General features: G+C 58.7%; 38 protein-coding genes. 4 read left to right on the top strand and 34 right to left on the bottom strand.

The window, feature by feature from the left end:
- From AB4Y31_RS30070 to AB4Y31_RS30000, 15 genes are all read right to left on the bottom strand, one after another.
- Positions 1-333, bottom strand: a 333-nt coding sequence (locus tag AB4Y31_RS30070; RefSeq protein ID WP_368677206.1) for a hypothetical protein, incomplete at its 3' end; no start/stop codon positions are given.
- Between the two features lie 141 nt (positions 334-474).
- Complete coding sequence (locus AB4Y31_RS30065) at positions 475-849, bottom strand: hypothetical protein (RefSeq protein ID WP_368677205.1); 375 nt, start codon at positions 847-849, stop codon at positions 475-477.
- 27 nt (positions 850-876) lie between these two features.
- Complete coding sequence (locus AB4Y31_RS30060) at positions 877-1,230, bottom strand: hypothetical protein (protein ID WP_368677204.1); 354 nt, start codon at positions 1,228-1,230, stop codon at positions 877-879.
- A gap of 27 nt (positions 1,231-1,257) precedes the next feature.
- Entirely contained in the window at positions 1,258-1,530 is a 273-nt protein-coding gene (locus AB4Y31_RS30055) for a hypothetical protein (protein ID WP_368677203.1), read from the bottom strand.
- Between the two features lie 63 nt (positions 1,531-1,593).
- The gene (locus AB4Y31_RS30050) at positions 1,594-2,052 is read right to left on the bottom strand and encodes a hypothetical protein (RefSeq protein WP_368677202.1); all 459 of its coding nucleotides are present in this window, start codon (positions 2,050-2,052) and stop codon (positions 1,594-1,596) included.
- A gap of 4 nt (positions 2,053-2,056) precedes the next feature.
- On the bottom strand, positions 2,057-3,271 hold the full coding sequence (gene traW, locus AB4Y31_RS30045; protein ID WP_368677201.1) for a conjugal transfer protein TraW: 1,215 nt from the start codon (positions 3,269-3,271) through the stop codon (positions 2,057-2,059).
- Entirely contained in the window at positions 3,268-3,672 is a 405-nt protein-coding gene (locus AB4Y31_RS30040) for a hypothetical protein (RefSeq protein ID WP_368677200.1), read from the bottom strand. Before AB4Y31_RS30040 ends, traW begins: the two co-directional genes overlap by 4 nt.
- A 109-nt stretch (positions 3,673-3,781) precedes the next feature.
- On the bottom strand, positions 3,782-4,192 hold the full coding sequence (locus AB4Y31_RS30035) for a hypothetical protein (protein WP_368677199.1): 411 nt from the start codon (positions 4,190-4,192) through the stop codon (positions 3,782-3,784).
- 40 nt (positions 4,193-4,232) lie between these two features.
- A complete protein-coding gene (locus tag AB4Y31_RS30030; RefSeq protein WP_368677198.1) occupies positions 4,233-4,631 on the bottom strand; it encodes a hypothetical protein in 399 nt (132 codons plus the stop codon).
- Complete coding sequence (locus tag AB4Y31_RS30025; protein ID WP_368677197.1) at positions 4,628-4,825, bottom strand: hypothetical protein; 198 nt, start codon at positions 4,823-4,825, stop codon at positions 4,628-4,630. Before AB4Y31_RS30025 ends, AB4Y31_RS30030 begins: the two co-directional genes overlap by 4 nt.
- A gap of 8 nt (positions 4,826-4,833) precedes the next feature.
- The gene (locus AB4Y31_RS30020; protein ID WP_368677196.1) at positions 4,834-7,689 is read right to left on the bottom strand and encodes an LPD1 domain-containing protein; all 2,856 of its coding nucleotides are present in this window, start codon (positions 7,687-7,689) and stop codon (positions 4,834-4,836) included.
- A gap of 50 nt (positions 7,690-7,739) precedes the next feature.
- Complete coding sequence (locus tag AB4Y31_RS30015; protein WP_035481728.1) at positions 7,740-7,964, bottom strand: hypothetical protein; 225 nt, start codon at positions 7,962-7,964, stop codon at positions 7,740-7,742.
- A gap of 11 nt (positions 7,965-7,975) precedes the next feature.
- The gene (locus tag AB4Y31_RS30010) at positions 7,976-8,410 is read right to left on the bottom strand and encodes a hypothetical protein (RefSeq protein WP_368677195.1); all 435 of its coding nucleotides are present in this window, start codon (positions 8,408-8,410) and stop codon (positions 7,976-7,978) included.
- On the bottom strand, positions 8,410-9,048 hold the full coding sequence (locus AB4Y31_RS30005) for a DNA topoisomerase (RefSeq protein WP_368677194.1): 639 nt from the start codon (positions 9,046-9,048) through the stop codon (positions 8,410-8,412). The genes AB4Y31_RS30010 and AB4Y31_RS30005 overlap by 1 nt, the downstream gene beginning before the upstream one ends.
- Before the next feature lie 15 nt (positions 9,049-9,063).
- Positions 9,064-9,648: a hypothetical protein gene (locus AB4Y31_RS30000; protein ID WP_368677193.1), complete on the bottom strand. Its 585-nt coding sequence runs from the start codon at positions 9,646-9,648 to the stop codon at positions 9,064-9,066.
- 312 nt (positions 9,649-9,960) lie between these two features.
- On the opposite strand from AB4Y31_RS30000, the gene AB4Y31_RS29995 reads away from it, so the two are divergent.
- Together AB4Y31_RS29995 and AB4Y31_RS29990 are read left to right on the top strand one after the other, a co-directional pair.
- Positions 9,961-10,254 carry a hypothetical protein gene (locus tag AB4Y31_RS29995; RefSeq protein WP_368677192.1) on the top strand — a complete coding sequence of 98 codons (294 nt, stop codon included), beginning with the start codon at positions 9,961-9,963 and terminating at the stop codon, positions 10,252-10,254.
- A gap of 37 nt (positions 10,255-10,291) precedes the next feature.
- Positions 10,292-10,495, top strand: coding sequence for a hypothetical protein (locus AB4Y31_RS29990; protein WP_368677191.1), 204 nt, complete (start codon positions 10,292-10,294; stop codon positions 10,493-10,495).
- Positions 10,496-10,573: 78 nt separating this feature from the next.
- Here the strand turns inward: AB4Y31_RS29990 and AB4Y31_RS29985 are convergent, their stop codons facing one another.
- The 6 genes from AB4Y31_RS29985 to AB4Y31_RS29960 form a co-directional block, all read right to left on the bottom strand.
- A complete protein-coding gene (locus AB4Y31_RS29985; RefSeq protein ID WP_368677190.1) occupies positions 10,574-10,981 on the bottom strand; it encodes a hypothetical protein in 408 nt (135 codons plus the stop codon).
- A 78-nt stretch (positions 10,982-11,059) separates the two neighbouring features.
- On the bottom strand, positions 11,060-11,653 hold the full coding sequence (locus tag AB4Y31_RS29980) for a hypothetical protein (protein ID WP_368677189.1): 594 nt from the start codon (positions 11,651-11,653) through the stop codon (positions 11,060-11,062).
- A 112-nt stretch (positions 11,654-11,765) separates the two neighbouring features.
- The gene (locus AB4Y31_RS29975) at positions 11,766-12,185 is read right to left on the bottom strand and encodes a hypothetical protein (protein ID WP_368677188.1); all 420 of its coding nucleotides are present in this window, start codon (positions 12,183-12,185) and stop codon (positions 11,766-11,768) included.
- Positions 12,186-12,251: 66 nt separating this feature from the next.
- Entirely contained in the window at positions 12,252-13,202 is a 951-nt protein-coding gene (locus tag AB4Y31_RS29970; RefSeq protein WP_368677187.1) for a DNA/RNA non-specific endonuclease, read from the bottom strand.
- Positions 13,199-15,706 carry an ATP-binding protein gene (locus AB4Y31_RS29965; RefSeq protein ID WP_368677186.1) on the bottom strand — a complete coding sequence of 836 codons (2,508 nt, stop codon included), beginning with the start codon at positions 15,704-15,706 and terminating at the stop codon, positions 13,199-13,201. Before AB4Y31_RS29965 ends, AB4Y31_RS29970 begins: the two co-directional genes overlap by 4 nt.
- Positions 15,690-16,262, bottom strand: coding sequence for a hypothetical protein (locus AB4Y31_RS29960; RefSeq protein ID WP_368677185.1), 573 nt, complete (start codon positions 16,260-16,262; stop codon positions 15,690-15,692). Before AB4Y31_RS29960 ends, AB4Y31_RS29965 begins: the two co-directional genes overlap by 17 nt.
- A gap of 1 nt (position 16,263) precedes the next feature.
- Between AB4Y31_RS29960 and AB4Y31_RS29955 the strand changes: the two genes are divergently transcribed.
- Complete coding sequence (locus AB4Y31_RS29955) at positions 16,264-16,458, top strand: hypothetical protein (protein WP_368677184.1); 195 nt, start codon at positions 16,264-16,266, stop codon at positions 16,456-16,458.
- 403 nt (positions 16,459-16,861) lie between these two features.
- Here the strand turns inward: AB4Y31_RS29955 and AB4Y31_RS29950 are convergent, their stop codons facing one another.
- The 6 genes from AB4Y31_RS29950 to AB4Y31_RS29925 are packed head-to-tail and all read right to left on the bottom strand — an operon-like array spanning position 16,862 to position 20,705.
- Positions 16,862-17,323: a hypothetical protein gene (locus AB4Y31_RS29950; RefSeq protein WP_368677183.1), complete on the bottom strand. Its 462-nt coding sequence runs from the start codon at positions 17,321-17,323 to the stop codon at positions 16,862-16,864.
- 10 nt (positions 17,324-17,333) lie between these two features.
- Positions 17,334-18,707: a DUF87 domain-containing protein gene (locus tag AB4Y31_RS29945; RefSeq protein WP_368677182.1), complete on the bottom strand. Its 1,374-nt coding sequence runs from the start codon at positions 18,705-18,707 to the stop codon at positions 17,334-17,336.
- The gene (locus AB4Y31_RS29940) at positions 18,704-18,988 is read right to left on the bottom strand and encodes a hypothetical protein (RefSeq protein WP_368677181.1); all 285 of its coding nucleotides are present in this window, start codon (positions 18,986-18,988) and stop codon (positions 18,704-18,706) included. The genes AB4Y31_RS29945 and AB4Y31_RS29940 overlap by 4 nt, the downstream gene beginning before the upstream one ends.
- On the bottom strand, positions 18,985-19,698 hold the full coding sequence (locus AB4Y31_RS29935) for a polymer-forming cytoskeletal protein (protein WP_368677180.1): 714 nt from the start codon (positions 19,696-19,698) through the stop codon (positions 18,985-18,987). Before AB4Y31_RS29935 ends, AB4Y31_RS29940 begins: the two co-directional genes overlap by 4 nt.
- 8 nt (positions 19,699-19,706) lie before the next feature.
- A complete protein-coding gene (locus AB4Y31_RS29930; RefSeq protein ID WP_368677179.1) occupies positions 19,707-20,399 on the bottom strand; it encodes a hypothetical protein in 693 nt (230 codons plus the stop codon).
- Between the two features lie 30 nt (positions 20,400-20,429).
- Entirely contained in the window at positions 20,430-20,705 is a 276-nt protein-coding gene (locus AB4Y31_RS29925) for an HU family DNA-binding protein (protein ID WP_368677178.1), read from the bottom strand.
- 294 nt (positions 20,706-20,999) lie between these two features.
- Between AB4Y31_RS29925 and AB4Y31_RS29920 the strand changes: the two genes are divergently transcribed.
- A complete protein-coding gene (locus tag AB4Y31_RS29920; protein ID WP_368677177.1) occupies positions 21,000-21,605 on the top strand; it encodes a DNA ligase in 606 nt (201 codons plus the stop codon).
- A 31-nt stretch (positions 21,606-21,636) separates the two neighbouring features.
- On the opposite strand, the gene AB4Y31_RS29915 is transcribed toward AB4Y31_RS29920, so the two are convergent.
- The 7 genes from AB4Y31_RS29915 to AB4Y31_RS29885 form a co-directional block, all read right to left on the bottom strand.
- Positions 21,637-22,155: a DUF1643 domain-containing protein gene (locus tag AB4Y31_RS29915; RefSeq protein WP_368677176.1), complete on the bottom strand. Its 519-nt coding sequence runs from the start codon at positions 22,153-22,155 to the stop codon at positions 21,637-21,639.
- A gap of 45 nt (positions 22,156-22,200) precedes the next feature.
- Complete coding sequence (locus AB4Y31_RS29910; protein ID WP_368677175.1) at positions 22,201-22,389, bottom strand: hypothetical protein; 189 nt, start codon at positions 22,387-22,389, stop codon at positions 22,201-22,203.
- Between the two features lie 100 nt (positions 22,390-22,489).
- Positions 22,490-22,786, bottom strand: a complete 297-nt coding sequence (locus AB4Y31_RS29905; RefSeq protein WP_368677174.1) for a hypothetical protein — start codon at positions 22,784-22,786, stop codon at positions 22,490-22,492.
- Positions 22,787-22,977: 191 nt separating this feature from the next.
- The gene (locus AB4Y31_RS29900; protein WP_368677173.1) at positions 22,978-23,406 is read right to left on the bottom strand and encodes a hypothetical protein; all 429 of its coding nucleotides are present in this window, start codon (positions 23,404-23,406) and stop codon (positions 22,978-22,980) included.
- A complete protein-coding gene (locus AB4Y31_RS29895; protein ID WP_368677172.1) occupies positions 23,403-24,089 on the bottom strand; it encodes a hypothetical protein in 687 nt (228 codons plus the stop codon). Before AB4Y31_RS29895 ends, AB4Y31_RS29900 begins: the two co-directional genes overlap by 4 nt.
- A 56-nt stretch (positions 24,090-24,145) precedes the next feature.
- On the bottom strand, positions 24,146-24,475 hold the full coding sequence (locus AB4Y31_RS29890; RefSeq protein WP_368677171.1) for a hypothetical protein: 330 nt from the start codon (positions 24,473-24,475) through the stop codon (positions 24,146-24,148).
- A gap of 57 nt (positions 24,476-24,532) precedes the next feature.
- Entirely contained in the window at positions 24,533-24,805 is a 273-nt protein-coding gene (locus tag AB4Y31_RS29885) for a hypothetical protein (RefSeq protein ID WP_368677170.1), read from the bottom strand.
- Positions 24,806-24,942: the final 137 nt, after the last annotated feature.

Below are 24,942 nucleotides of genomic sequence, written 5' to 3'. Positions count from 1 at the left end.
CCGCCCACCGACCAACGCTTCATGGGCCGATCTCACGTCATCAAGCGGAATTCTCACTTGATCCACGTCCATACTTTTTACCGTGGCCTCCGATAGCACCGTGCGCAGCATGGTCGAGGAGAGTTTGAGATCGTCACGAATCAGCCAGTCGCCATCACCTGACGGTTTGAATCCAAGTTCATTCCGTAGCTTCCATCCTAAATGGTCGTCTGCGGAAATACCAAGTATGACCAGGAACCGCCTACCGTCCTTTTCGGAGAACGATAAGCGTGCTTTATACGTGGAAAGGTCGATCCATTTCATCGTCTGAGTCTGATCTTGCTGCTTCGCCATATCGCACCCTAAACAGTTGTCGCGCCACGAAAGACAGCCTACAGACGATCGCGTCAGCTTCACATGGCGTTATCAGCAAGTTAGGCTCTCGCACGACGTAGAGCATGCAAGGAAGGCGCTGGGCCGGCACCCGAAAACCGACTACATACGCAGCCTCGGGCGGCGCACAGGGGGTTCAGCGACGAACCAGCCTTGCGACTCCCGCCATTCGAACACTGTCTCTCCGCCTATCTGGATCTCACCGCCCTTCGCCGCAAGCGCTTCACGCATCGTCGCGCAAGACTTGGACTGGCCGTTCGTGACCACCATGATGCTTACCTGCCCCGGCGACACGACATCCGCTCGACCGAAAGGATTGCTCGACTCTGCGAGCCTGGAGTCAAAATCATCAACTCCAAGGCCCTCAGCCGCATTCAGGTAGCGTTCCACAAGGGCGCTGTACTCGCGATAGAACGCGTTCCGCAGCGCCAGTTCCCCGAGCGCCATGAGTTCGGTATCAATGTCGTCATTCGTCATTGGATGCTCTCCGGCGAAATAGGCTAGTCACATCCGAGGGCGAGGACGTGATCCAGCGACGCTCCCAACGTCCGGTTCACAAACCTGCGCTGCACCGTCCGCTGACGTTGGCATGTAACCTTCATCAAGCGCCCGAACGACAGCGGCGCGCATGGTAGCGGCCTCAGCATGACCAATTGGCTCCATGTGATCGAACCACGTCACACGAAACGCTCCCTGCTTCGAGGCATCTGGCCCGACCAAGGCCATCTGCCCACCATCGCGAACCAATGAGATCGAGTCACCCTCAGACTTGCCGGTCATTAACGCAGTGGCGAGCGCTTCGCGCTCTTGCTTCTTCCGTTGGGTTTCTGCAATTAGCTCAGCAATCGTCTTTTTCATCGTTCGCATTACTTCCAATTCGCTCTATTAACGATCCGTTGCCCGGACCTCGGACGCATGCGGAAGTCCGCGCAGCGCATCATCGAAATGACGTTTGCGCGCGGGATCATGGATGATCTTGCTGATGTACTCGGCGCGGCATCCCCACCAATCGGCCAACGCGCGGTTGGTCCAGCCTTTCGCCGCGATCGTGGCCTTTGCCTCGTCTGTCGTCAGCAGGCGGCCTCGATCAGCTTCGAATGGTGCCTCTCGCAAGAGACCATGCGTGATTGCGCTCGCCTTGGCTTTCGCCCTAACCATCCCTTTTTCCCCGCCCTTGAACAAGGGTTCAATGTTAGCGCACGACCTTCCGGCCGCACGCCATCACATCTTCATCTTCGGCGCGTGCTGATACGTCGTCTGCCAGAACTGTTCGAGTCGATCGATCTTGTCGCTCGCAGCTGCGCAGAAGTCCTTCATGGACATGGGTCCGCGCTGCTCCAGCCGTTGGACATCGCCTCGCAGCGACGCAAGGCCGTCTGCGTATTCCGTCTTGAGTTTCTTCATGATCGACTCCAGCACATCGATCGTCGCCCCTTTCACGACCCCGCCCGTGCGAGCGGCCTCCAATGATTCGGAGAACGCCTGATACGAGGCGATAAACGCCTTTGTGACGGCTTTGGTCGAGTCAGCCTCCGACTTACCCGTCAACGCCGCATCGACCTCTTCCCGAAACCGTTCAGCGGTCGCCGCGATACTCTTTACCCCGCTATCGACCCGGCCAACGCGAAACATCGTGAGCCGATTCGCCGGAGACGGAATTCCTACTTCTTGCTGAACCATCTGGTCACCTCGCGTTTGTCGCCCGCACACGTTGAAGCTGCGATTCCAGGGCGGGCCTGTCGCCGGAGCGCGCCAGCGCGGCCAAGATTTGCCCGAGCAGCACGTTAGTGTGTTTGCTCTCCTGGACCTGCTGATGCTGCATATCGGCTACGAAGGCTGACACGAAAAGCTGTTCCCGAGCCAGCTTGGTCGGGTCAGCCAGCGTTGCAAACTCGATCTGCCAGTACGGGTTTCTCCAACGACGCCCCGCCTCAAATTCCTCCAGTTCGGCTAGGCTCATTGTGCCAGTGCTCTTCGCCACGCTCGAAGCCGTCGCGTTGAAATACTGCGCCGCCGCGTCAGACTGATTGATATCCTGAATCAGTTGTGCGCTACCCGGAAACGGCATATGCGAAGCGATCTCGTCGTTCATCGCCTTCTGCGCCGAAGTCATGTTCGCTTGATACGCCTTCTGCATCGCGATATACAGCTTACCGACCTCGGTCGCCGCCTCTGCCTTCGAAATGTTCTCGGGCGGATTGGGATCGATCGACATGCGCGCATAGGCACGTGCAGCCTCTTCCTGATCCTTCGTAAATGTCAGATCCGCATCCTTGCCCGGCATGCCGGCCCCGGTAAAAAGCGAGTCGGCATTCGCGTCCGCGTCCGGCATGGTCGATGTCGAACAGCCGGGATAACCAAGCTGGACCTCAACTGCGGAGCAATACTTCGCCTGGTGGATCGCGGTCGAAGCACGCCGCGACGCTTCGACAGACGGAGCCGGACCGTTCAGTGCCTTGCTCAACGGCACGCTGCTCACGCTCGCCCCACCTCCCGGCCGATAGCTTGACGCCGTGGTATTCGTGCTATGGACGGCCTGCATCGCGTAGTTGCTGGACGACGTTGCGCACGGATCGATCGGCAACTCGGTCTCGCGTGCCACCTGATCCATCTCCTGTTGTCGCTGCACTTCGAGGGCCATCTCACGTTGCGTGTTCGCAGCCTGTACAAGACTGTCCGACACCTTTGAACCTATGCTCGCAATGTCCGTATCGATCTCGTTTAGGATGGTCGAGAGCGATGATCCGAGCGATCCTATGGTTGAGGTAATCGTTGTGGAGATCATGGTGGACGCAACCTGCACCGCACCTACCACGCACCCATCACAGACGGCATACGCGCTGCTCGATGACATCAGCGCAGCAACGGTGATCGCGGATAACGAAAGGGCCTTTTTCATTGGAAAAGCCTCGACAAGCTACCGGTGATGGTCGAAATGACGCTGCCCGACGACGGAGTAACCTGGTTGACTGCGCCAGATAACATGCCGCTCGAACCACCCGTCGCACCCGTGACGTTCTTCTCGATGTTGTTGATTTGCTGCTGTACTGCGGCCTGCGCCTGGGCCATCGCCTGCGTCGTTGTCGCGCGCGCCTGATTCGCAAGCTGCTGACACGACGCCTGCTTGATCTTATTGAATGCAGCAGTCACCACCGAACTATTGCCTAACCATTGCGTCGGATACTGAGGAAAGTTTTCGAGACACGCGGTCTGCAACTGATTCAGCAACTGAAGCTGCTGAAAATTCGTGTTGATGTTGTTCAAACGACGTTGCTGCTCCTGAGTCTGAGCGTTCGTCATTTGCGTTGACATCGTGCAGGTTCCGGCGAGCGCCTGTCCTGCGATCGAGGAGACGAGGGCCGTGACTACAAGCAGCCGGACGGATTGTCGAATCGTCATTGATGGTCTCTCAGATATCGGATGGTTGCCATGCCGCGCGTGCGCGCTTCTCCGGTGCCATCCAGCAGTATTCGAAGATCGGATACAACTCGATCGTCTGACCGCGAACCGGCTTGAATACAAGCTCTGCTGCACGAACAAGCAGCAGCAAAACCGGTTGGTCCGCGTCATCCGGGAGGACCACGGACTTACCGAGCAATGCGCTTTCGTGCGCAACGATCTCGGCCTTGATCGGCTGATTGAAGGCGCGCTGGCTTCTCTTGCTCGCGACCTCTACGATCAGCGGGAGGAACCCCTCACGGTGGAAAACCTCCGATGCATCGCATTGCTCACCGCTCAATGCGAAGGTGCATTCGAGTACCTTCTCGTAGTAGCGTGCCAAGGCTCGATGGTGCTCGACCGGTATTCTGAAACCGTCCATATCTCACCGTGAAAAATACATATCGTTGTAATTATACGTATTAAAACGAGTACGACAAAGCACGCCGATTGCTTGCCTGCTCACCCATGTCGGCGTTACCAACACTCTGGCTGTCCGAATTCGAAATGGCGCGGATCTGCGCAAGCACTCGCCCCGGAGCCGCGAGCGTTGCATCGCGCATCGCTTCAAGCGGCACATTCAGCGCGTCGCAGCACAGAGCGAACGTCACCACACCCCGATCGCCCTTTCCGCCCACCCACAGCAGCGCGCTATGCCGATCCGCGCGACGTGCGGCCGCCGATGGAGTGCGATCGAGCGGGTCCGGCTCTGGCCGAGACTGATCAAGCGCGGCGAGTTCGAGCATTTCGACCGCGAGGCTTTTGAAGATCTGCGCAGTCGCCGTTCGCTTCTCGTCGGCCTCAAAAGCCGCATCACTCATGATTGCCCCCCGCCCGCACGCAGCTTTCGCAACACCAGTTGATGCACTGCCTCGCCGTCGCCCGCGAACGCGGGCACGAGTGCAGCGGAGTCGGCCACACTTTTTCGCTCGATATAGCGCGCGCTGAAGAACTTCCACTCGTCGGGGGTAAGGCTGTCGCGAACGCGCTCGATGAACTGAATGAGATGAGACACGCAGACTCCTATGCCGCCTTTGGGCGCGGCGCTACGGGTTGAACATCGTCGCTAACCGCTTCGGGTGCAAGCTCCTCTCTCGCGAAGGCCACCAGACCATCAAACGCAACGCGCAAGCTTTCCCGGTCGGCCCCAACTGGATACGGAGCATTTGCGCTAAGCTCGAAGCGCGATTCTTCGGTCCCGTGGACAAGGTAGTCGTCCTGCCAGCCTCTCGCGGCGCATTGATCCTGCACATACGCCTCGAAGCCCCGCGCAGCCATCTCGCGCACCGATGACCAGTAAGCCTTTGCTTTCTTCTCATCAAACTTTTCCGCGTCCTTGAAGAACTTGGTGTTGACGAGTCTATTCATGTACTCGGACTGCAACAACGCGTCCCTTTCGGTCGCAACCCGGTGGATCTCGGGCAACTCCCTGATTGCGGTCGCAAGCCGGATCAGCGTCGCCGCGACGGCCTTGGCTTCGGATCGCCCCAAAGGCATTTGCGGGCGCATGTTCGCGAGCCGTTCCACGAGCGGATGACGCTCGCCGGCTCGCAACCTTGGCACCCGGTCTTCAGCCACCTCCTGAAACACCTCTTCAGTCATGCGCTCAGCAGTGCTGTGCCGGACGGCATAGGACTGATCCGGCATCAGCACGCCAAGCACACCTGTAACCTGATTGCAGACCTGGTATCGCGTTCCTTCGAGGCGATGCATAGCGACCGACCTTGCCTCGTCTTCGGTGTATCGACGGATCGTCAGTGCATTTACTCCGCTCACAAGGGGTTGCAGACGCTCCCGAAGGTCCGCAGGAACGTAGCCTGCCTGTACGATCTCGTTCAAGCGGTACGCGCCGCGCACGCGCTTCTGCGTCAAAAACACTTCCGACGCATAGTAGCTGTCGCTGGTCGTCCCTCGATACGACGATTCCTTGACCAACTCCCGAACATGCTCACCCATGTAGTCGTCAAGCGCGTGGAAAAACTCATGGGCAAGTGAGCCGGCCCCCTTCAGCCTGGTCAGGTTGATCACCTTCCTCGCCGGTTCATAGTGAGCGAGGGCGCGGCCCACGCCCCGAGAGCCGAATGCAAGGGCAAGCGTTCCGCCGAGACTGAGGAACGTCTTCGGCACACCAAGCACGCGCGCAAGCGTAGAGAGCGAGTCATACGCGCGATTCAGAACGTCCTGCCGCTCAATGTCCGGCAGCCAGTTCCCGAATTCGCACGCACGGAACCCGAACGTCTCCAGAAAGTCGTCGGGCTTGATATCGCGACCGCCACGCTCGTCGGGTAGTCCCGTGCGTTTCAGGTGGTCAAGATGGGGACGGGAGAGGTATTGATTCGTGTCCTCGTCATCACGGGACGCCATGGTTTTGGCACGCTTCTCGTTCGCGCGCGCCTGGCGTTGCTCGATGAAAGAATACAGTTCATCGGAATCCATCTGCGACGGCGACACCCACTGCTCGCCAATGTAAAAACGGTGCCCGTCGTACAACGCTTTCGCGCGGCGATACCCGCGCTCCGAATCCAACAGGTAGCTCGACGCAAAGCGCCAGCCTTTCGGATCGCTGCTGATGACACCCTCATATTCAGCAGCTACCCGCCTCGATACGGATCTGTCGCGACGCGTGACCTCGATAAGCCCGGCCTCAACGAGACTGCGCTCGAAGGCCGATCCGTCCGCATCGGAGAGTAGTTCGTCACGTGAGCGCAACGCTTCCGCGCAATCTCTGACCTTGGACACAAATTCTATGTAAGCGTCCGAATGCTGCGGGTCCGTAATCTTGGACTGCATGTCCTTGCGGAGCGCGTTCACGAAGAGCGCAACACGGCAATCAATGCCTTCCTCGCGGAACTGATCCAACGATTTGCGCGGCCAGATGTTGTCGCGGGTGACCAATTCCAGCTTCTCGCGGTCATTCATCCCGTCGAGATCGGAACGGGAAAGGGCCTTTGCATAAAAGTCCTTCCGCGCCCCGCCGATCTTTTCTCCGGCATCTTCAATACGCGCGCGCTGCCGTTCGGCGCTCTTGACCGCGCGCCGGGGAGCGGGCAAGTCGGCCCGATCGTCCGCGTCAGAGTCCCGTCGCTCCTGTGCCTGTTGAGGCACCTCACGATCGGTTGCAGCGGGCTCAGAAAGCGCTCCGTAGACTTCTGCCAGCACGGCGAGCCGACGCCGCTGAAACAGGATATGACCTTCCTTTGTGCGCAACGCCTGACGCAACGCGACGAGCGCGTCGCCCGAGTAGGCGACGCCAATGTCATAGTCCGACAGCGCCTCCAGCCCACGAGTGCGCAGTTCGTTGTACCGCTCGATGTCGCCCGAAAGCTGCTGCTGCGCAGCGTCAGTCAGAGCCTTCACATGACGGCGAGCGCTCTCCCCTCCCGTGCCCGGCACGCGGAAATCATCGATGTACCACTGCCTTGTCTTCGGGTCCATCTCGCCATCGAAGCCAACCGATAACGATTCTTCTGGAAAGCCGGAAATGATAGCCGCCACGTCACGCGGATCGGCCTTGGCGCGGATTTCGGCAATATTCTCTTCGAAGCTTTTGGGCTTCGGTGTAGGTGGCGTCGCGGGACTCGGACTCGTGGATGAGGAGCCGCGCTGGATCAGCGCGTCCAGCGGAGTTGAGTCGTCTACGAGATCCAAATCCTCGTAGCCGATGAGAAAGTCCGCCGTATCCATGTCGGCGATGTCACGCCTGGCGTCAAAGCCAGGGAACCAGGCTTGAAGGTCGCTCGTCTTGAACGAAGAGCGATCGCCAAGCCACATTCCGGGACTAACCTGCTCGAAGCCGAACGCCGACAGATCGCTGCGACTATAGCCGCGAACGACGAGCCGGTTCCGACCATCAGGTGGACACTGCGCCGCGATCAGCATCTCGGCCCCGTCGTAACGCGCGAGGTTCACCCACCGCCGTGCCGCCACGATCAGCCCCTGAACGTTTGCCGGAAACGTTGCGAAGCCTTACTGGCTTCCACCTCCTGCAACACAGGTTCCAGCTTCTCGGAAGCCGAGTTGAACCAGCGCTGTGCATTGACCATGTTTTCGCGGCTCGGTTGCACGCCGATGCTCATGTAGCCCGCGAGGCGGGCTAGATGGTTGCCAGTTCGTTGCAGATCCCGCACTAGCTCGATGTTGTCGTCCAATGCCATGTTGTAAACCTCTAAGTGTGATGCACTTCAATCAGATCTTGTTCAGTATCGGGATCAACCACGAACGTCTCTTCGTCGGGCGCATCGCGATCATCTACGAGGCGCACGTCGTCCGCCTCACGAAAGCTCACGCGCAGCGTCCGCAACGCTGTCGCAACGTCAATGGCTTCGCCGGTCAACGTCCGGCGCATCGATTGCGGCTCGAGAACGAAGTCGGGGTACAACCGACCATGGATGCCCTGAAAGCAGACGAAATCGATTCCCTCACCATCGAGAGTAACCGTCGCCATCAGGTTGCCATTCAGCCAAGCTTCGAAGTCGATTCGACCCTCGGCCGCAGCCGCCTGCTGCACCAGAGCACGCCGACAGTGACTCGGCGCGAATTCGCTCACCAAAGCCAACATCTTGACCTTCAGAACTCCGTATAAACCAGCGGCATCCATCATCAGTCGATCCATTTCGAATGCTTGCACGAAGGGAAATTCGAGCACCCGACAACCTTCTTTCCAGAAGGAAGGCGCTTACCCACCATCCGGCCCTTCCGGCATTTTTCGCACGTCTCGCCGTGTCCGGGCAACGTCTCGTCAACTTCCGGCCTTGGCTTGTCCTCAACCGCCTTGATTCCCATGCGGTCCAGATCGAACTTCACGCCTTTGAGAGCCTCGACAAGCTTCGTCGCGTTTCCGCGAATCATCGCGTCAAACTGCTGTCGCGTCATCTTCCCTTGCTCGATCAGGCCAAGCGCCATCTCCCACTTTGCCGTAGTAACCGGATCGGAAAGCTCGCGCGGCAGCCGCTGGATTAGCTCAATGCCAAGATTGGTTGGTTCGAGATAGCCTCCCTTCCCGCGCACAATGTATTTGCGCTGCTTCAGCGTCTCGATGATCGCGTCGCGCGTCCGCTCAGTGCCTATGCCCTTCGTGTCTCGAAGAACCTTCCGATCGGCCTCATTGCTCACGAACCTGTGAATATTGGTCATTGCCGAGATCAACGTCCCGTCCGTAAAACGCTTCGGAGGTGTCGTCTCAGTCTCGCGCAGTCGCGCGACACCGCCCGTTAGCTTTTGACCGACCTGATAGGACATAGGCACCGCCTGCCGTTATTGATGCGCGCCCGTCGCTTGCGCGACCGCATCCAGCATTGCTGCTCGGGAGATCTCGCCATCGTCGGCAGCACCAGGGTCCGTCTGGTTTTCGTCCTGCTTCTTCGGACGCGACACGCGCGCGCTCGCAAAGCCCAATTTCGCGTGCAGTGTAGCGTCGCACGCGTCGGTCACCCACACAGGCACCGGCTGTGCGCCAGGAATGTTGTTGAGGTCTTCGTCCACCGGATTGAAGATCACCGTATCGTAGAAAACTTCACCGCCGTCGCCGCGTGAGTTCACGACGTTGCCGATCGCGACGGGGAAGTAGCCGATTTCGCCAGTGCGCGGATGAACTTTCCGAGAAGTCAGCGAAATGTACTTTGCGCCGGTCGGCACGCCTTCATCCTTACGCTCGTTCACGAACGCAAAAACCGGAATGCGTCCGTCGCCGAGTCCCAGGTCGATGTGCCCGGTCAGGACAGCTTTGCTATCCGGTTTGCTGGACGGCACGAACACGGCCGTCTCGAACCACTTTTCGCCCCGCTGCACGACTGCGCGCAGGACGGGCTTTGCTTTTTCAGCCACACCAGCAGTGCTCATGATCGCTCCACCAAGGAAAGGATGAGTAATGGCAACGTGCATTTCACTATACCGGGCGCCTTAAATTTCCGTAGCCTTGTAACGATACGCACAATTGCTTGTCCAATAATATTCCGTTTCCCGGCTGTTGTCCAGTCGCCACAGTTCTGGTAAGCCCGCCCATCGTGCGTTTGCGCACGATTCTCGTGTGCGCGATTGGGGCAGGCAGTTACTTGCAAGCGATGCGTGTTGACTCCCGTAAGCACTCACCTTTTGCGTGCGCCACGGGCAACGCTTGCGTGGTCACATAAACTGACCTACAGTGCATGGCTGATGCACGCCAAAGCCACCACCCACATGCCGAACCCCGAGCCGTTCCCCAAGGGCGATGTCCGCCGCCTGCTCGCGCTTGCGCTCGCGATCGCCGACGAGGATCGTGCGACGCTGACAACCCTTTCCGCTCGAACCGGCCACCACAAACAAACGATCCAGGACGACGTTGAAAAGCTTCGCGATCAACTCGGCATCGTTATCGAGAAGGATGGGCCGGTCTATCACCTTGTCTCGTGGGGACCGGTCATCAAGCAAACCGGTTTGCGAAAGTTCTTGCTCGGTCAGTTTATCTGACCTAACATGCTGCCATTGGCGAGTATGGAGGCTTTCGATGACAACTCTCGTTCAGATCGCACCTGGTGTTGTTTTCGCAGCCGAGGTGCTCAACCCCAAATGGGGACAATCATTCCAGGTAGAAGGGCGGCTTTCTAGCCGTCAAGGCAGCAACAAGGGCGCAGCCAACACCCGCGACAACCACGATCACGGTGCCCCTCTCGGCGAGGAAGATCGAGGCGAGCAAATCGCGCTCCTCTAGGACCAGCATTTAGCGAAAAAGGGGCATCCGCCGCCCCTTTCCGTACTCATCCAAAGCTCACTGCCGCCTCGATCAAACTCACCCTTCCAGAATGGCATTGATCTTTGCCATCCACTGCTCAGCGTCTTGCGCGCCGAACATATGTACGTCGAATAACGGCGTTTGCGGACTCGCGATCGCGATGCTGATCCGGTTATTGATCTTCGTCCCGTTTTTGTCGAGCCAATGCCAGGTGCGCGTTCGAACATCGCCGTAGCCGAATCGATGTGTCGAGTCCCATGTCACGAACGCCACTTCCCGATGCGTGTCATCGAAAAGCACGCTGACGCCTCCGCGCGACAGCACGTGAGTCGCACGAAAGCCCTTTCGGCCGAGATCAAGAATTCGCCCTTCCATCTGTGCCTTTCGCCTAGATGACTGTCTGAAGCCTGCAACGAGGAATGCGACAACGCCCACCGGTATCACGATCCACAGAAACAATTCCATTTACGTAAGCTCCCTCAAAACGGATTCCTATTCGTCAACGTTAACGGCAGGCACGGGCAGACCCTTGAATTTGAACGTCTACTCGATGTCGGCATGCCGCTTGTCCGTCCACGAGCCGGAAGCGATGTGATTCCAGTGATAGAGGTCAACCACGCCGATCCGCATCGCCCATCCTGAGTATCGGCCGTAGGCCGGATGCTCGGGGGTGGTCCACTCCCATTCGTTCGTCGTGACATGGACGCCGAGCCGATTTTTGGCCTCGCGATGCTCGTCGTACCCCGTGTGGATCAGCGGGAAGTCATCAGGGAGGTTAGCGAGTGCCGCGCGTAACTCACCGACCGTGCGCGCGTAGGTGCTCTGCCAGTAGCGGCGCGCTAGCTCTTGCTCCTGCGATAGCGGACGAGGCACACCAAAGAATCGGTAGATGCTGGCTCGGGATTCGAACGTGCAAAACTCCAAGTGACCGGGGAGTTTGCACCGCTCGACAGCGGGTTGGACGTTGAATGCGACCAAAGACTTGTCGCCGCGAATCAGGTCGGCGGCGGCCCGATAGTCGCCTTCGTAGCTTGCCGTCACCAGATACGGCAAGTCTTGCCCGCCGACTTCGTGATCGGCGTCTGTGTCGTAGATCTCTATTAACTTGATCGGTGAAGGATTCATAGCTGCATTCATGTCTTTAAATCCACAGTGGTCATCACCGGTTACCGGCTGCCGAAAGCAAAATCCGCATTACATGGTTGATATCGACCGCGAAAAACGGATGTACCCGAAAATTCGATCGCGTCTAGTGAGACTGCGCCACTTCGACACGAACAACGTCGCCTGCCGCAAGCCGAGCCTTGATCGTTTCCTCCGCTATGCGGATATCGGCCTGCGTTGCGCTTTCTACCTGCTGATCGTGAACTTCCAGCGCAGCACCGATCGCGCGATACATTTCCTCATCGACATGCCATCGGACACCACGTCGCCCCTCGGCACCCATGCGCACGAGGCATTCTTGTGCCCGATGAATGCAAGATTCCTGCTCGGGTCCAAATCCTTGCTCGCACAGCACAAGCGCAAGGTTCAGTGCATAGGCAAGCTGATTCATGCCCGTGTCCGTTCCACGTCCCTTCCTCATTTCCTCAAGAGCAAGGTGGTAGGCCAACCCGACTTTTGTGGCGTGGCCTGCCGGGATCAGGGAGCGATCTCCGAAAAGACGCACGAACGGAGTCGGATCTCGTCTCGTGTGCTGAATTCGATTACCCCGCTTTCGCATGCTCGCCTCCACTCAGTATCGAAGCGCGCGCACGAGCGTCCGTGCAGCGTCACGCGCGAGCCGCTCATGCGCCCAACGCTCCCGCGTCCTGCCTTCTTCGACAAGCGGAGCAACAGGGCCATACACACTGCTGATCTGACTCGACGGACCGAGACCCAACTGCCCCTCCTGAACGGAGCCGACCGAAAGTCGTTGCCCGCCCGGCCGTGGCGTCGGCAGCGCCATCGCCGTCTCTTTCACCTGATCCGGCAACGCCGGAAAGGGATCTACGCCAACGAGCCGCGTCAGCTCCGCGATCGAGATGACCGCATATGCCTCGCCCGCCTGATTGCGCGTGACGTAAGCAGCGGCACCGCGACGCGGGTCGTAGATCGCCTTCCATACATGCGTGGGCACCTCGACGCCTCGGCCGACCGACGCACGCGGGCCAATAAAGGCAGGGCCGGTCACAACATAAAGATCGCCGTCATACTTTGCGAGGGCACGCGTCGCAATCTCGATGCCTTGCCATAGATGCCGATTGTTGTCAGGAGACTGCGGGATCATGTTCGCCAAAGAAAAACTTTCGTATTGCGAACGTTGGTCAGGCATATCGCCACTTGGCGACATGTGCCCCTCATCCCTTCCTGAGCCAAAGTAGTCTTCGCGCTCGGCGCGATCGCGCGGACTGATCGCCGATTCAGCATGGAAAGCATCGACGCGATTTTGCTGATGCGCGGCTTCGACAGAAGCACGCGTCAGATGCTCGCCCGACCAGATTGCGGTTCGACTTACACCTGACTCCACGACGGAGTAGAAACTAAAGCACAGCACATGCCCCCGCTCGGCGAGATCGGCCCGCCGAAGATCCGGGGCCTGCCCGCCCGCGAAAAACTGCGGACACGTCGTAGGCGACGCGCCGGCCGCGCCCGAGACCACCAGCGCAAACAACAGTCCAACCACATTCGCGCGGCGCAGCCTCATTGCGATACCCCGATCGCGCGCGTATCGACGGCCTCCGCGCCGTTGCTTTCATAACGCCATGACAGATAGTCCTCGACGCGATAGAAGCCGGCCGCAGCAGCGTTACGCTCCAGGCTCCACCACGTCTCGCCCGGCTCCAGCATCTGGTGGTACTTCTGATCAAGCCGACCTTTTGCGTCGTCCTCTTCCTCTTGCATCGCCCGGATCTCTGCCTCGATCTCTTCCGGCGTCGGGTAGTGTTCGTTGTTCAGATCGATGTCGAGTTCGAGCGCAAACTCCCTTTCCCACGGCTTGTCTTCCCACACGAAGTGAAGTTGATCTTCTTCGAGATAGAAGAGGTCGCTCCATGCCACCGGATGAATGTCTTCGACTGCCACGCCGAGGATTTTTGCAATTCGCGCCATCTCCTCGCGATCGTGTTCATCACTTTGCCTGGCACACTCTTCCCTTTCGATCATTTCCATGCGCCACTCTTCAGCACGTCGCTCCTGTGCCTCGCGCGCTTGCTGACGCACCGCAGCCCAATCGGGCGGAGGGGGGCAGGAACCGCTTTCGACCAAAGCCGCGTTGATCACAGCAATCAGATCGGGATCTTCGGCCGAAGCCGGTTGCTTTAGGAGCGGATGCGCCGACAGGTCTTCGATGACAGGCGCGATCTCGCGCTTCTGACGCGCCGTGTTTGCCCTTTCGACCAGCCTTTGCTCGTACCACAGTCTGCTGCGGTCACGCTGCCCCTCGCCCTCCATGCTGTAAACGTACTTTTGCAGAAAGAGGTGCAAGTACCGCTGCCGCTCGCACGCCAGCGCAATGGATATATCGTGGTATCGCTGATAGAACGCCTCATCGTGGCCGCAGTCGATACTGTCTCCCTGATGCGCGACCTCATGTTCCGTGAGACTCAACAAGTAGCCGGCGATCTTGATCGGCTCCTTCTTCAGGCTCTTGACCACGTTCACGTTGAACGCGATGTAGGTATCCCCATCAGTCCATGCTTCCATGGTGTTGGATTCGCCCAGGAGAATATGTCGAGCACGCTCTCCGGCATATACACGCCCCGATCTGCTCATCCTGTTCGCACCAGCGCACAATGCGGCATACTGCTCGATACACCATCGCATCGCTACCCACATACGGCGCGTTTCTGCATCGAGCGCCTTCTTCTCGGAGACGATCGCCGATCGCTCGATAAAGGCTTCACGCAGCGTCTTGAAATCTATGAAGTCGGGCACCTTGACCTGATCGATCCACTGCGAACGATCTCCATATGTCGCCTTCCATGCGGTCCGTACAACCTGAAGTATGCGATCGATCGACTCTCGGAAATCATCCGTGCTGTGACAACCAAATCGCGCCAGCGTACAAGGATGGACAATCTGCGCGATCTTCTCACGCGCAATCGCCTCACCTTTTGGAACATCGAAAGCGCTTTCCACCACGCTGACCTGACCACCATGCGTGCGCTCGGTCAAATCAAAAAATCGAGAGAGCGAGATGTGCCGTTTGCCGGGCAGCAACGTGATGACCTCCTCATGGCGATACGTATCGAGGATATTCACGTCGCCTGCGAGCAGGTCATGCGCGGCCTTTTCACGGCGTGCCTCGGTCTTCCTGTGCTCGCCTAACCTCGCAGAGATCTCGCGCGCCATGGAACCAAACTGTTTTGCGATCGGCTTCCATATCTCGCAGGTTTTCCGCAAGATCTCGGTGCGTGAAACGTTCAACGCAATCGCCTTCTTCGATACGATGATGCCGCCTGCGCCCCACTGTTGAGGTGCGTCGTGGCGCACCAGGACACCCTGGTTATAGATGGAAACAGCGCCCTCGACCTTGACGCGATACCACGCGAATTCGTCCTCGTGATCCCATTTTTCCGTTCGCGGATCGCGCGAGATCGCTCGCCCATTGAGTTCGACGCTGACGGGTGTGTAGCGAACGAGATCGCGTATCTCTTGCGTTGCCGAGAGCAATTCGGTGTCCGTCAACGGCTCGTACCACTTGCCGCTGATGTCGCATCCCTGCACACGATCGGCATCCGCGATATTGTCCAGATCGTAGCTGTATCCCATCGAACGGGTATCGACGTTCATCTGCCAGAGATTGGACCTCCAGACGGTGCTTGCATGCGCCATGATCTGACCTCGCCCGAGCCGGAAACGGCCGTAAGTCGCGTCTCCCTCCTGGTGAGGCGTGCCGAATCGCCCGAAGTAGCGCAACACGTCTTCACGGGTGGCAAACCCACGCCCATCGTCCTTGCAGGTGAAGCCCTCTTTCGACATGGATAGCACGACCGAGCGCGCGTCGGCGTCCACCGAATTCATGATCAGTTCGATAACGGCCTTGCCGATCGATCCGGCCTGTGAGTAGATGATGTGATGAATGATTGCGGGATCGAGTTCGAAAGGAAGTCGCATGGCCGGTTCCTGATTGATATTGACCGCTGGTGTGATGGGTACACTGGCTGTTACCGCCGACGCGCGGCGGAAAGGGTCAGTGCGCCTGGTCAATCGCGCTTCGGCGCTGCGCCCATTGAGCAACGGTCCACACACCACCCTTACAGAAAGCCGGATCGCCGCCCCGAATGGAGACGATCCCGTTGGGCGCGCACCTTTCGGCCTCGCCCACGGAGACCGCGCGTCCCTGGCCGGGCGTTGCGAACTCGATCTCCGCGTCGATCCTGCCCACCTTTCCGCCCTTTCGGATCACGTCGAGGTGAACCGGCTCGCCGGACTTCATGAGAATCGTCTGGTCAAGCGCAGCCGTCTGGATATCGGGAAGCTGGACGGTACTACCGCCGATGGTCGCGTCTCGCAGGCTTTCGAGCGAACTGTCTTCAACCTTGAAGCGAACGGCGACTTGCCCGCTCTCGTTGATACGTCCCGGCTCGGCATATACCGACAGACCGGTTTGCAGCGTCGCCGGTCGAATCTCCGGCACCGGAGGCGTGTTATCGACCGACTGGATATACGAGCGGCGGTTGAAATCGCCGTAAGTCACCGCATAGCCTTCCTTTGTCATAAGCCGGACTTCCCGCTTCTCGCCGTCCGCGCCGACCAGCGTCAACTTGATCGAGATCTCCGCACGCGGCTTCGCCGCGACCTCTGGCGGAAACGGCATCGGCAGCGGTTCCGCCACATGTTCAGCCAACCCGGCAGCGCTCGCCGTCGCAGCGCTCATCGCCAAGGCCGACGCTGCCACCATCAATGCAATCACGGTACGTTTGTTCAATGCTTTTCTCCGGTTATGTGAATTCGTATGATACTTATCATACGTAGAAATCAGGCGATGAAAATTGAAGGTCTATTGCACGCAGTCGATTCGCGCCTGGCCCGAGATCTTCACTCCCGACGAGATGGAACAGCGCTCCTGCGCATTGGTTCGCACTGCATTCGCGGCCCAACCGCAGGCAAAGGCCACGATGGAAACGAACACAGCCAACCTGACGGCACTACTCTTTTTCATATGGAAAATCCCCTTCAAAATCGATTTCGTTGACATTGATGCCGCGCTTAATGTCGAAAATTCTGCACCGCTGAAACGGACCCGCAAGGTAGACGACATACAACGTCGCGAGGACGTACCATGGCGACGAGAACGCTGGCCTGTCTCCGCCGAGATCGGTGTACACCTGATAGCGGCCTCTCACAGAAATGCCCTTTCGCTCAGGATCGCGTGCTCAGCCGGCCACGACTGCGTAACACCAGCAGCGCACACAGCCCCGCGAACGTACCCACGATCAACGTCACGAAACGTCCCGCGCACAACAGCGTCCAGCGCATTAGATCCTCCGCCGACATGCTTGACAGTGGAATCGCAGCAAGGCGAACGCGCTCGCTTGCCATCGCCCGCATGGAAGGATCTTCAGACAGTCGAAGCGACGCACGCTCGATCGCGACAACGCGCTCGCGTAATTGACGGGCCTCCCGTCTATTCGGCGACGGGTCGGCCGAGAGCGTCTCTGATACGGCCGCGCGCGCAGCCGCGTTGTGCGCGGCCAGCGCCCGCACCTCGGCGAGTTCCACACCAGATGCGGGCAGTTGATCGCGCAGCCACATAACCGCCGTCAGAACGACAAGCGCGAGCAGAGCTTTTTCCACCATGCCTAACCTGGAAAGTTTTCGCACCGGATAGCTCCTACTGCAACTGGACGTTGTTGAACTTCGAATTCATCGACCCCTTCTTGTCCATATAGACGGCGATGGTCCTCTGCGGGGTAATGAACTTCAAAACGCTCTCATCGATATTCAGCTTCTTGCAGGATGCCGTCCAATAGTAGCTGTCGATGCCGAGAAGAATCTTCGTGCTCACCGTCGTGATCACGCCCTCCGGAAAGTCCGATGGCGTCTGCGCCACACACCAGAGGGCAAGCCCAAACTTCCGCAACTCCTTGGCGATCTTGTTGTAGATACTGTCGGGATTTTCATCGAACACGACTGGTGATTCGTCCAGTCCGATGATTTCCTTGATTTCATACTGCAATCCACCGAGCTTGCGCTTGCGGGCGATGTGCTGCGCGCGGACCTTTGCGAAAACGAACTTGTCTTCTTCATCGAGATTCGTCAGGTCGTAGGACCACACCCTTGCATTCTCATCGAACGGTGGCGGGTTGCCGTTGAAAATTCCGATTGCCTTCAGATTTTTCAGGCGATCAATGACGCCCTTCAGGACTTCCTTGGAGTCGTATTTGATCAGGTCGTCAAACTCGCGCCCTGTCTCGATCGAAGACACATAGTCGTTGACACGCTCAAGGTACTTGCCCTTGGCTACCTCCAACTGCTTTTGCGCCTTCTCCTTGTCCTCGATGTCGATCTTCTTGTTGCTGGTCGTCACGGCACGATTCATCTGCGCCGCAGCACGGTTCATCTCCTCGAGCGCGGCAACCGCACGATTACCTTGCTCGTTCATGTTCAGGCCGCCATACATCGCCTTCAACTTGCGCTCGGCGAGTGCGATTGCATCTTCAAGCGTCGGATAGTAGCGCTGCATATCCGACCACCGACGGCTTGCCCACATCTCGGCACGCATCGTCTCGGTCATCTCCTCACGAGTCCAGGTATCAGGCTCTTCCTCGAAGATCCCGTAAGCCGCATAGACATCGGAAAGGATGTTTCGCATGCACGCTTCCTGTCGGTCCATCAGCTTGCGAGAAGTCTGGTTGATGGTCGAGATCAGGAAGTTGATTTGACGATCGACACCCCCCGACTTCGGATTAGGGTCGAGCACAAGCGGGTTGTAGCCATACCGGGTCGCACGCGAAAATTCGACGCGGGATTCACCGGGCACGATCAGATCGCCATGAACGTCGAGGTTGTGATATCGCTCGAAACCAGGTCCGGCCGTCTTCAGCGCTTCGTCTATGAAACGAAGCAGTTGGTACGATTTCCCGGTGCCTGATTTTCCACACAGGATGAGGTGCGGATTGATGAGCGTTTCCGAGTCCCAATAGACCGGAACGTCCTTGCTTTCCTTCTTGCGGAGGTAGTCGTTATACCCGAGGAAGATCTTCATTCTTCTGCGTAGCGTGCGTTACAGTGACGTGCGCGCGAAGCTGCGCGCCGGGATCTGCGAGTCAGCGTGACCGCTACGATGGCGAAGACCCCAACCATCCATAGCGCACCTATCAGCGCCTGCATCACGCGGTACACCACCGCATCGTCGGCCATGCCACCGTACAAGGCTTCGACCGACTCGCAAATCACAAGAAAATGCGGAAAGTGAATCTGCGCGAGAAACGCGCACAGCGCGCTCCACGCCACAAGCGTCACTGAAATCAACGAGCGCGTAGTCACGCCACCCGCTCTTGTTCCGCCATCGGAACCGAGTGGAGGATTGTCGCGGCAGCGGGCGAAAAGACCGATGCGCCGTCACTGCTGTCGAGTAGGTTAGGGACGGTGCGTGTCAGCAGCCCGTTCGCCGTCGCCCCCTCCTTCATGGCCAGGGTCACGTATTCGATGTTGCCGTGAACCATGCCCGTTTCGAGGACCACTACGCGATCGGCAAACACGTCGCCTTCGACCGTCCCGCCGATCACCGCCGTGCGCGCGCGCAATGTCCCGTGAATACCGCCCGTTTCGGTCAACACCACCTGATGGTCGCCCTCCTGAGTGACGTTACCCCGCACCACGCACCGCAGCACGATGCTTTCTTCGATCGTCAGGTCGCCGTTCAGTTGCGCCGCCGCAGGGATCACCGTGTGAATATCGGTCTCGTTCGCACGAGTGGGCAATCCATCGGGAATCTGCGGCGCAGGGGCGGCCGGAATCGGTCGGGATGGCTGGATCGTTGAGGGTGCCGGTGCCACGCTTTGACGCGGCGCGACGTTAGTCGCTGCCCGCGAGGGCGCAGCGGCATTCCCCGCTTGCGGAGACTGCACCCGTCGAGCCTGGCTTGCCGGCGCGACCGGAGCTTCATTGATGGTCTGCATTCTCACTTCTGGCACGGTTCGACGGACAAGGCCGAGACCGATACCAACACGGGTCAAGAAACGAGATTCGCTCATCGTCTACCTCAATTCGTAACGTTGATGATGCGGCGGTTGGTGACGATCGATCTGCTCTCAGGGTCGATCGCCACGATCGTCTCGCCCTGTTGCAACGATTGCCCAACTGAAAGCTTCTGGTTGCCAATGCCGACGACGCCCTTGCCGAACCCGGTGAGGTTCATGGCTTGGGCCGTGACGGTCTCGATCGGTAGCGACGCAACGTCGATCGACGCAGTAGCCTTCGCGGCATCAGCCGCCTTGTGAACAGCCTTCGCCCCTTCGGCGACTTCATCCCTGGCAGGACGCGGAGGCGTCGGCATCTTCTGGATTGCCTCCACCTTTGCGTCGAGGGACTGCATTGCCGAAGTCAAGTCGGCAAGCTGCTGTCTGCCCGCCTCCGAGACCGCGCGCCATGCAGCAACCTGGATGGCGCGCTCGTGCCGCTCCTTCGAAAGCTCCTGCGACACCTGATCCACGGTAGGAGCACCAGTCGATGCCTGTGAGGGTCGAGGCACTGCGGGCGTGACCGGTCGCGCCGCTGGATGGCTGCCAACCACAGCCCCGTGCGGCCCGCTGGCCTGCCCCTGGTAGTAAGTCCAACCCGCAAACGCGAGTCCGATGGCAACGAGTACCATGACCAGCTTGCCTAACGGCGTCATCTCGACCTTCGAGTCGCCCTGCGCCGCCGAGCCTTGGTCTCCAGGCAATGTGTTTTCCATGTCAATGCTCACCTTGCGATATCCACCTGACTAACGCTCCACGGCGTCGCGCAACGCCTGGAGCGGTTTGATTTTCACGACCTTGCGCGCCGGAACCGGGACAACTTCACCAGTGCGCGGATTGCGCGCTGTCCGAGGCGCTCGCTCGACCAGAGAGAACGAACACAACCGATGGATCTTCGCGTAGCCGTTGCTGCGAATGCTGGCCGTCAAGCCATCAATCACCGCTTCGAGAGCATTCGCGGCCCGAGCCCTTGATGCGCCGGTCCGCTCCGCGATCAGGGCAACCACTTCGTCTTTCGTCATAGCCACCTCTCCTGTTTTCCGTATCGCATCAACGATACGCAATTTACGCCATGTTCGCAATTATTTGCCTGACAGTCAAGAAATTTGGTAGGAGAACAATTGGGGATGGATCGAGCGTCGAGCGCGCGGCCCGAAACGCCCGCGCGGTCCCCGCACTCTTCGGACGGGCCGCACCAGGCGCACTTTGTGCGTCAGCCATAGCGACTCCGTAGGGGACACGCAATGACGAAGGCACGACCTTTTTCGTCACCCACTGGTTGAGGCGCTATGCTTCGAATCGAGTCAACTGACCTGATGCACTCGACACTGCGGCAGCGACCTTTCTCGGATGAAGACTGGCTGTACGAATGGAAGTACGACGGCTTCAGATGCCTGGTGAGGAAGGAAGGCACGCGCGTTGACCTGATCAGCAAGCAGGGAAAACCGTTCAACCGTTCATTTCCCGAGATCGTGGCGGCTGTGTGCGCTCTACCCGGCGATTTTGTTTTGGATGCCGAACTAACTGTCGCGGACGCGAAAGGACCGGCGGCATTCAAGCGTCTTCAGGACCGTGCGCGCCTGTCCGTCCTGAAAAACGTCGTTGCTGCCGCGCGTCGCGACCCCGCGAGGCTCTACCTCTTCGATATGATGGCGTCGGGCGACGCGGATCTTCGCGACCTCCCCCTCGTTGAGCGCAAAGCTCAACTCCGCGACTGCTTTGACAACACCGACATGCTTGTGTATTCGAGCAGCGTCGTCGGCGACGGCGAGCAGGTTTTCTCCCTCGTGCGGCAATACGGCTTTGAGGGAATGGTCGCGAAACGCATTGCATCTCAATATCGCGCCGGCCGCTCGACCGACTGGATCAAAATCAAGGACCGCGACTATGAGCGCCGTGCAGCGCATGGGTGGAGGAAATGAAGGCGTGGATCGACCGCTGTTGAGCCACGACCTACCCCCCGATCGGAAACGGTATAAGCGACACCGTTGTCGGAATGAAGCCCTTGCCACGCGCGAGCGGATGACTCGGATATCCACCATTCGTTAATTTCAACGCATACGGCGTCACGCCTGCTGCGCGCATCAAGGCTGAAACGATCTCCACTCGACCCGGCAGGAGCGTTGCGTTTGCACCCCACGCGCAGACTGTCGTATGTGCATCACTCAGCATCCGTCGAAGGTGCGCATCGTTCTCTGGACCAACCGGATCAGACGCATGACGTAGTTCACCCGGATCGGACGAACGGAATGCCGCAAGATTGCCCACGTCGAGGCGGCCGAACCCGAGATTGCGCGCGATCGCGATCGACTTCGTGATTGTGTGATCGTCGCGCCTGTGATCGGCCCTGCTTGGATTCAACATGAGCAGCAGCATCGTCGGCTTCGATGCGTCCCATTCTCGCCACAGGTAGTAGCGGAACGTGCCGCAAGGCGATAGCACCGCGCCGCGCTCATCGGCAAACAAGGCCATGGTTCGCCCTCTTCTGTTGAGGTTATTTGGTCGCGCCTCGCTTGCTTAGCGAGCCTCCAACTTCACAGAGACTATAGTCGTCGTATCGATGCCACCGATTTCCGCTGTCACGAACCAGTCATGAGGTCCATCGTCCTCGATCCGTTGCCTGGCAGCGGCAGCAGATTCAGCGTCAACGACAACCTCCGCGTAGGTCACGCGCTTCAGTTTGACGCGGAATGTCTTGTCAGCCATGCGATTCCCCTTCTAGATGGTACTTCTCGCCCCACTCATGCGGCAGATCGGCTTGAGGTTATTTGGTCGCGCCTAGATCTGCCAGCGTTGCCGTGCCTCTCTAGCAGAGGACCGTCTCGGTCCCACCGACCGGAACTGCGCCGATACGCTGCCACTGGAATTCGTCTTCCGAAGCAAGCTCGCGAACGCGTTCCTCGAAGTCCTGGCCGGATTCGAATTCCTCACTTGATGCGATGATCCGCACCACCTGGCGGGAGTCGTCCAGCGGCGTCTCCGTCACGAACTCGTGTCCCTCGACCTCGAAGTCTCCATGCAATGCCTCCTGCAACCGGTCGAGCGCGGCTCGCCTATCCGCGCTCGGCTGATGAAAAAACAGCACTTCCAGAATGTCGTACATGAAGTTACTCGCTCAGTTAGTTTTCAATGAGGGCTTTCCGACACTTCGGCAAGCCGCGCAGTGCGTCGTCGTCGCGACGCTTACGGTCAACATTGTTGATCGTGCGGCTGATGTACTCTTCCGAAAAGCCCCACCAGAACGCAAGGGCTTTGTTCGACCATCCCTTGCGTCGCAAAAGCTCCTTCGCCTCGTCAGGCGTCAGAACTGGATACGTCGTCGCCTGTTTCATTGGTCCCTATTGAATCGTCAACAATCAGCGAATGGAGCGCGATGATGCTCTGGCTATAGTTCTGCAATCCCTCGCCCGCTGCGCCGAAGAGAACGGGTAATCTCGCACCCGTCAACGTGTACACAACGGTCTCATCTCCCGGAAAGCGATGCCGAACGACTCCGACCAGCTTCTCACCCGAAAAGACGCCGACTGTCTTCCGATTCGTCAGCATCCTCATCGTCCGGTCGTCAAAGCCTTTGAGTCCAGACACATCGACCGGACCCACGCGATAAAGCGTCACGATTGCTCGTTCTGCCTCAGAAAGCTCGCGAGGAACCGGCCAGTTGATCGGCTCGTTCCTGCCGAACATCGTTACATGATGTCGATTTCCCATCGCAGGTCCGTTCATTCGTCGGTCAGCGTCAGCGTGCCGCCATTCATATCAACGCCGAGTGCTGCCGCTCCCGCTCGGGTCATGCGTGATTGGACGTAGCCATTCACCGCGATCTTTGCCTGCTCCACTTGTTCTTCCATGTGCTCGCTAAACTGGTCAAGCACGAACGGCAGGCTACTATTCAAGCTCGACCGGATGCGCTCCGCCGTTTTCGCAAGTTCGTCACGCTGCTTTTGCGAAAGCTTCGTGTCGGAAATCATTTGCTGTAGTTGGTCGATCGCCTGAAACGCCTCTTTGCAGGCTTGCGCCGCCTCCTCATTGAACTTCTCACGTCGCGGTGTCGGCTTTGGCAGCGACGGCACCATCTTGCCGTCGCGACGCGTGAGCGTACATGGAACTCCATCGCCTATGTTCATGCTCGACACGAACGTCGCCCATTGCGCCTCACTCATCTCGACTTCGATCAGCGTCCGGTCGGAGTGGTAGCGATCATAGGAGAGATCCCGGTGTAGCTCGCTAGTCTGAATAGCAATACGGATGCTTCCTTGATGCGTGAAGTCTGACCCATACAGCACTGCGCCACCATTCACACGATTCGCGCCGATCTGTGCGTAGCAAGGATGCGTAGTGACAGTGCGTCCCTTCAGAGCGCCATCCTCAATCGTTCTCGTTACCGGTTCTTCAATCGTGCGCGGCATGTCATTGCTTCCATGATCGGTTCAGAAACGCCCCGCACGCGCGGGGCATGAAAAGCTCAGCAGCCCATGCGCCGCTCAGCGGCGATTTCGGCCGCCATCTCGCGGCTGAGCCGACGCTCTGCGGCCTCTTCGCGCAGGTACTTCACGTATTCGCGCTTTTCACCAAACGACATGCGCGACACATCGGGCACCTGCACCTTCCCCGTACCCTTGCACGGATCGCAAGCCACGTCGTAGCCACCGCTCATATACGTCTCCTGTTCTTCCGGCGTCCATTCCGCCCACTCGCTCGACGTAATGCCGTTGGAAAATGCCGGGTGCTCGCGCTTGCAGTTACCCGCGCAGGACTCACAAATCACCCACTTCAGATGACGCGTTCTAAACATGACTAGCTCTCCGTATCTTGGTGTACTACAGCGCAAAGCGCTTTTGTGTTCCTACTGCTATGCGTCGCCGTCCGCGCCGCAATAGCGGCAATAGCAACGTCCCTCGCCGAGGTAACTTTCGTCATCACCACCGTAGGCCGTCCCGCTGTAGCCCCAATCGTGCCCGCGCTCCGTTGCGCACTCGAACTGCACAGGCGTCAGTCCCTCGTCATCCCGGATGTAGCGGTGGATCGTCAGTGCGCGCATCGTTGGATGCGACTGACGCAACTGGAGATACTGCGCAGCGACCGCGCCGAATTCGGCCGCCTGAGCAAGCGTTCTGAATGCCATATCACCCCCGTCGTCACAACACACATTGTCAAACCATAACCAGCGCCTAATTATTGATCTATAGATCAACCATCGTCAAGTACTTTTTTGACCTATAGATCAACCAATCTCGGGAACAGTGAGGCACTTGTTACAAG

It is taken from the genome of Trinickia sp. EG282A (genome assembly GCF_040965455.1).
Lineage (GTDB): Bacteria > Pseudomonadota > Gammaproteobacteria > Burkholderiales > Burkholderiaceae > Trinickia > Trinickia symbiotica.
This window is presented reverse-complemented; position numbering and strand designations above follow the sequence as displayed.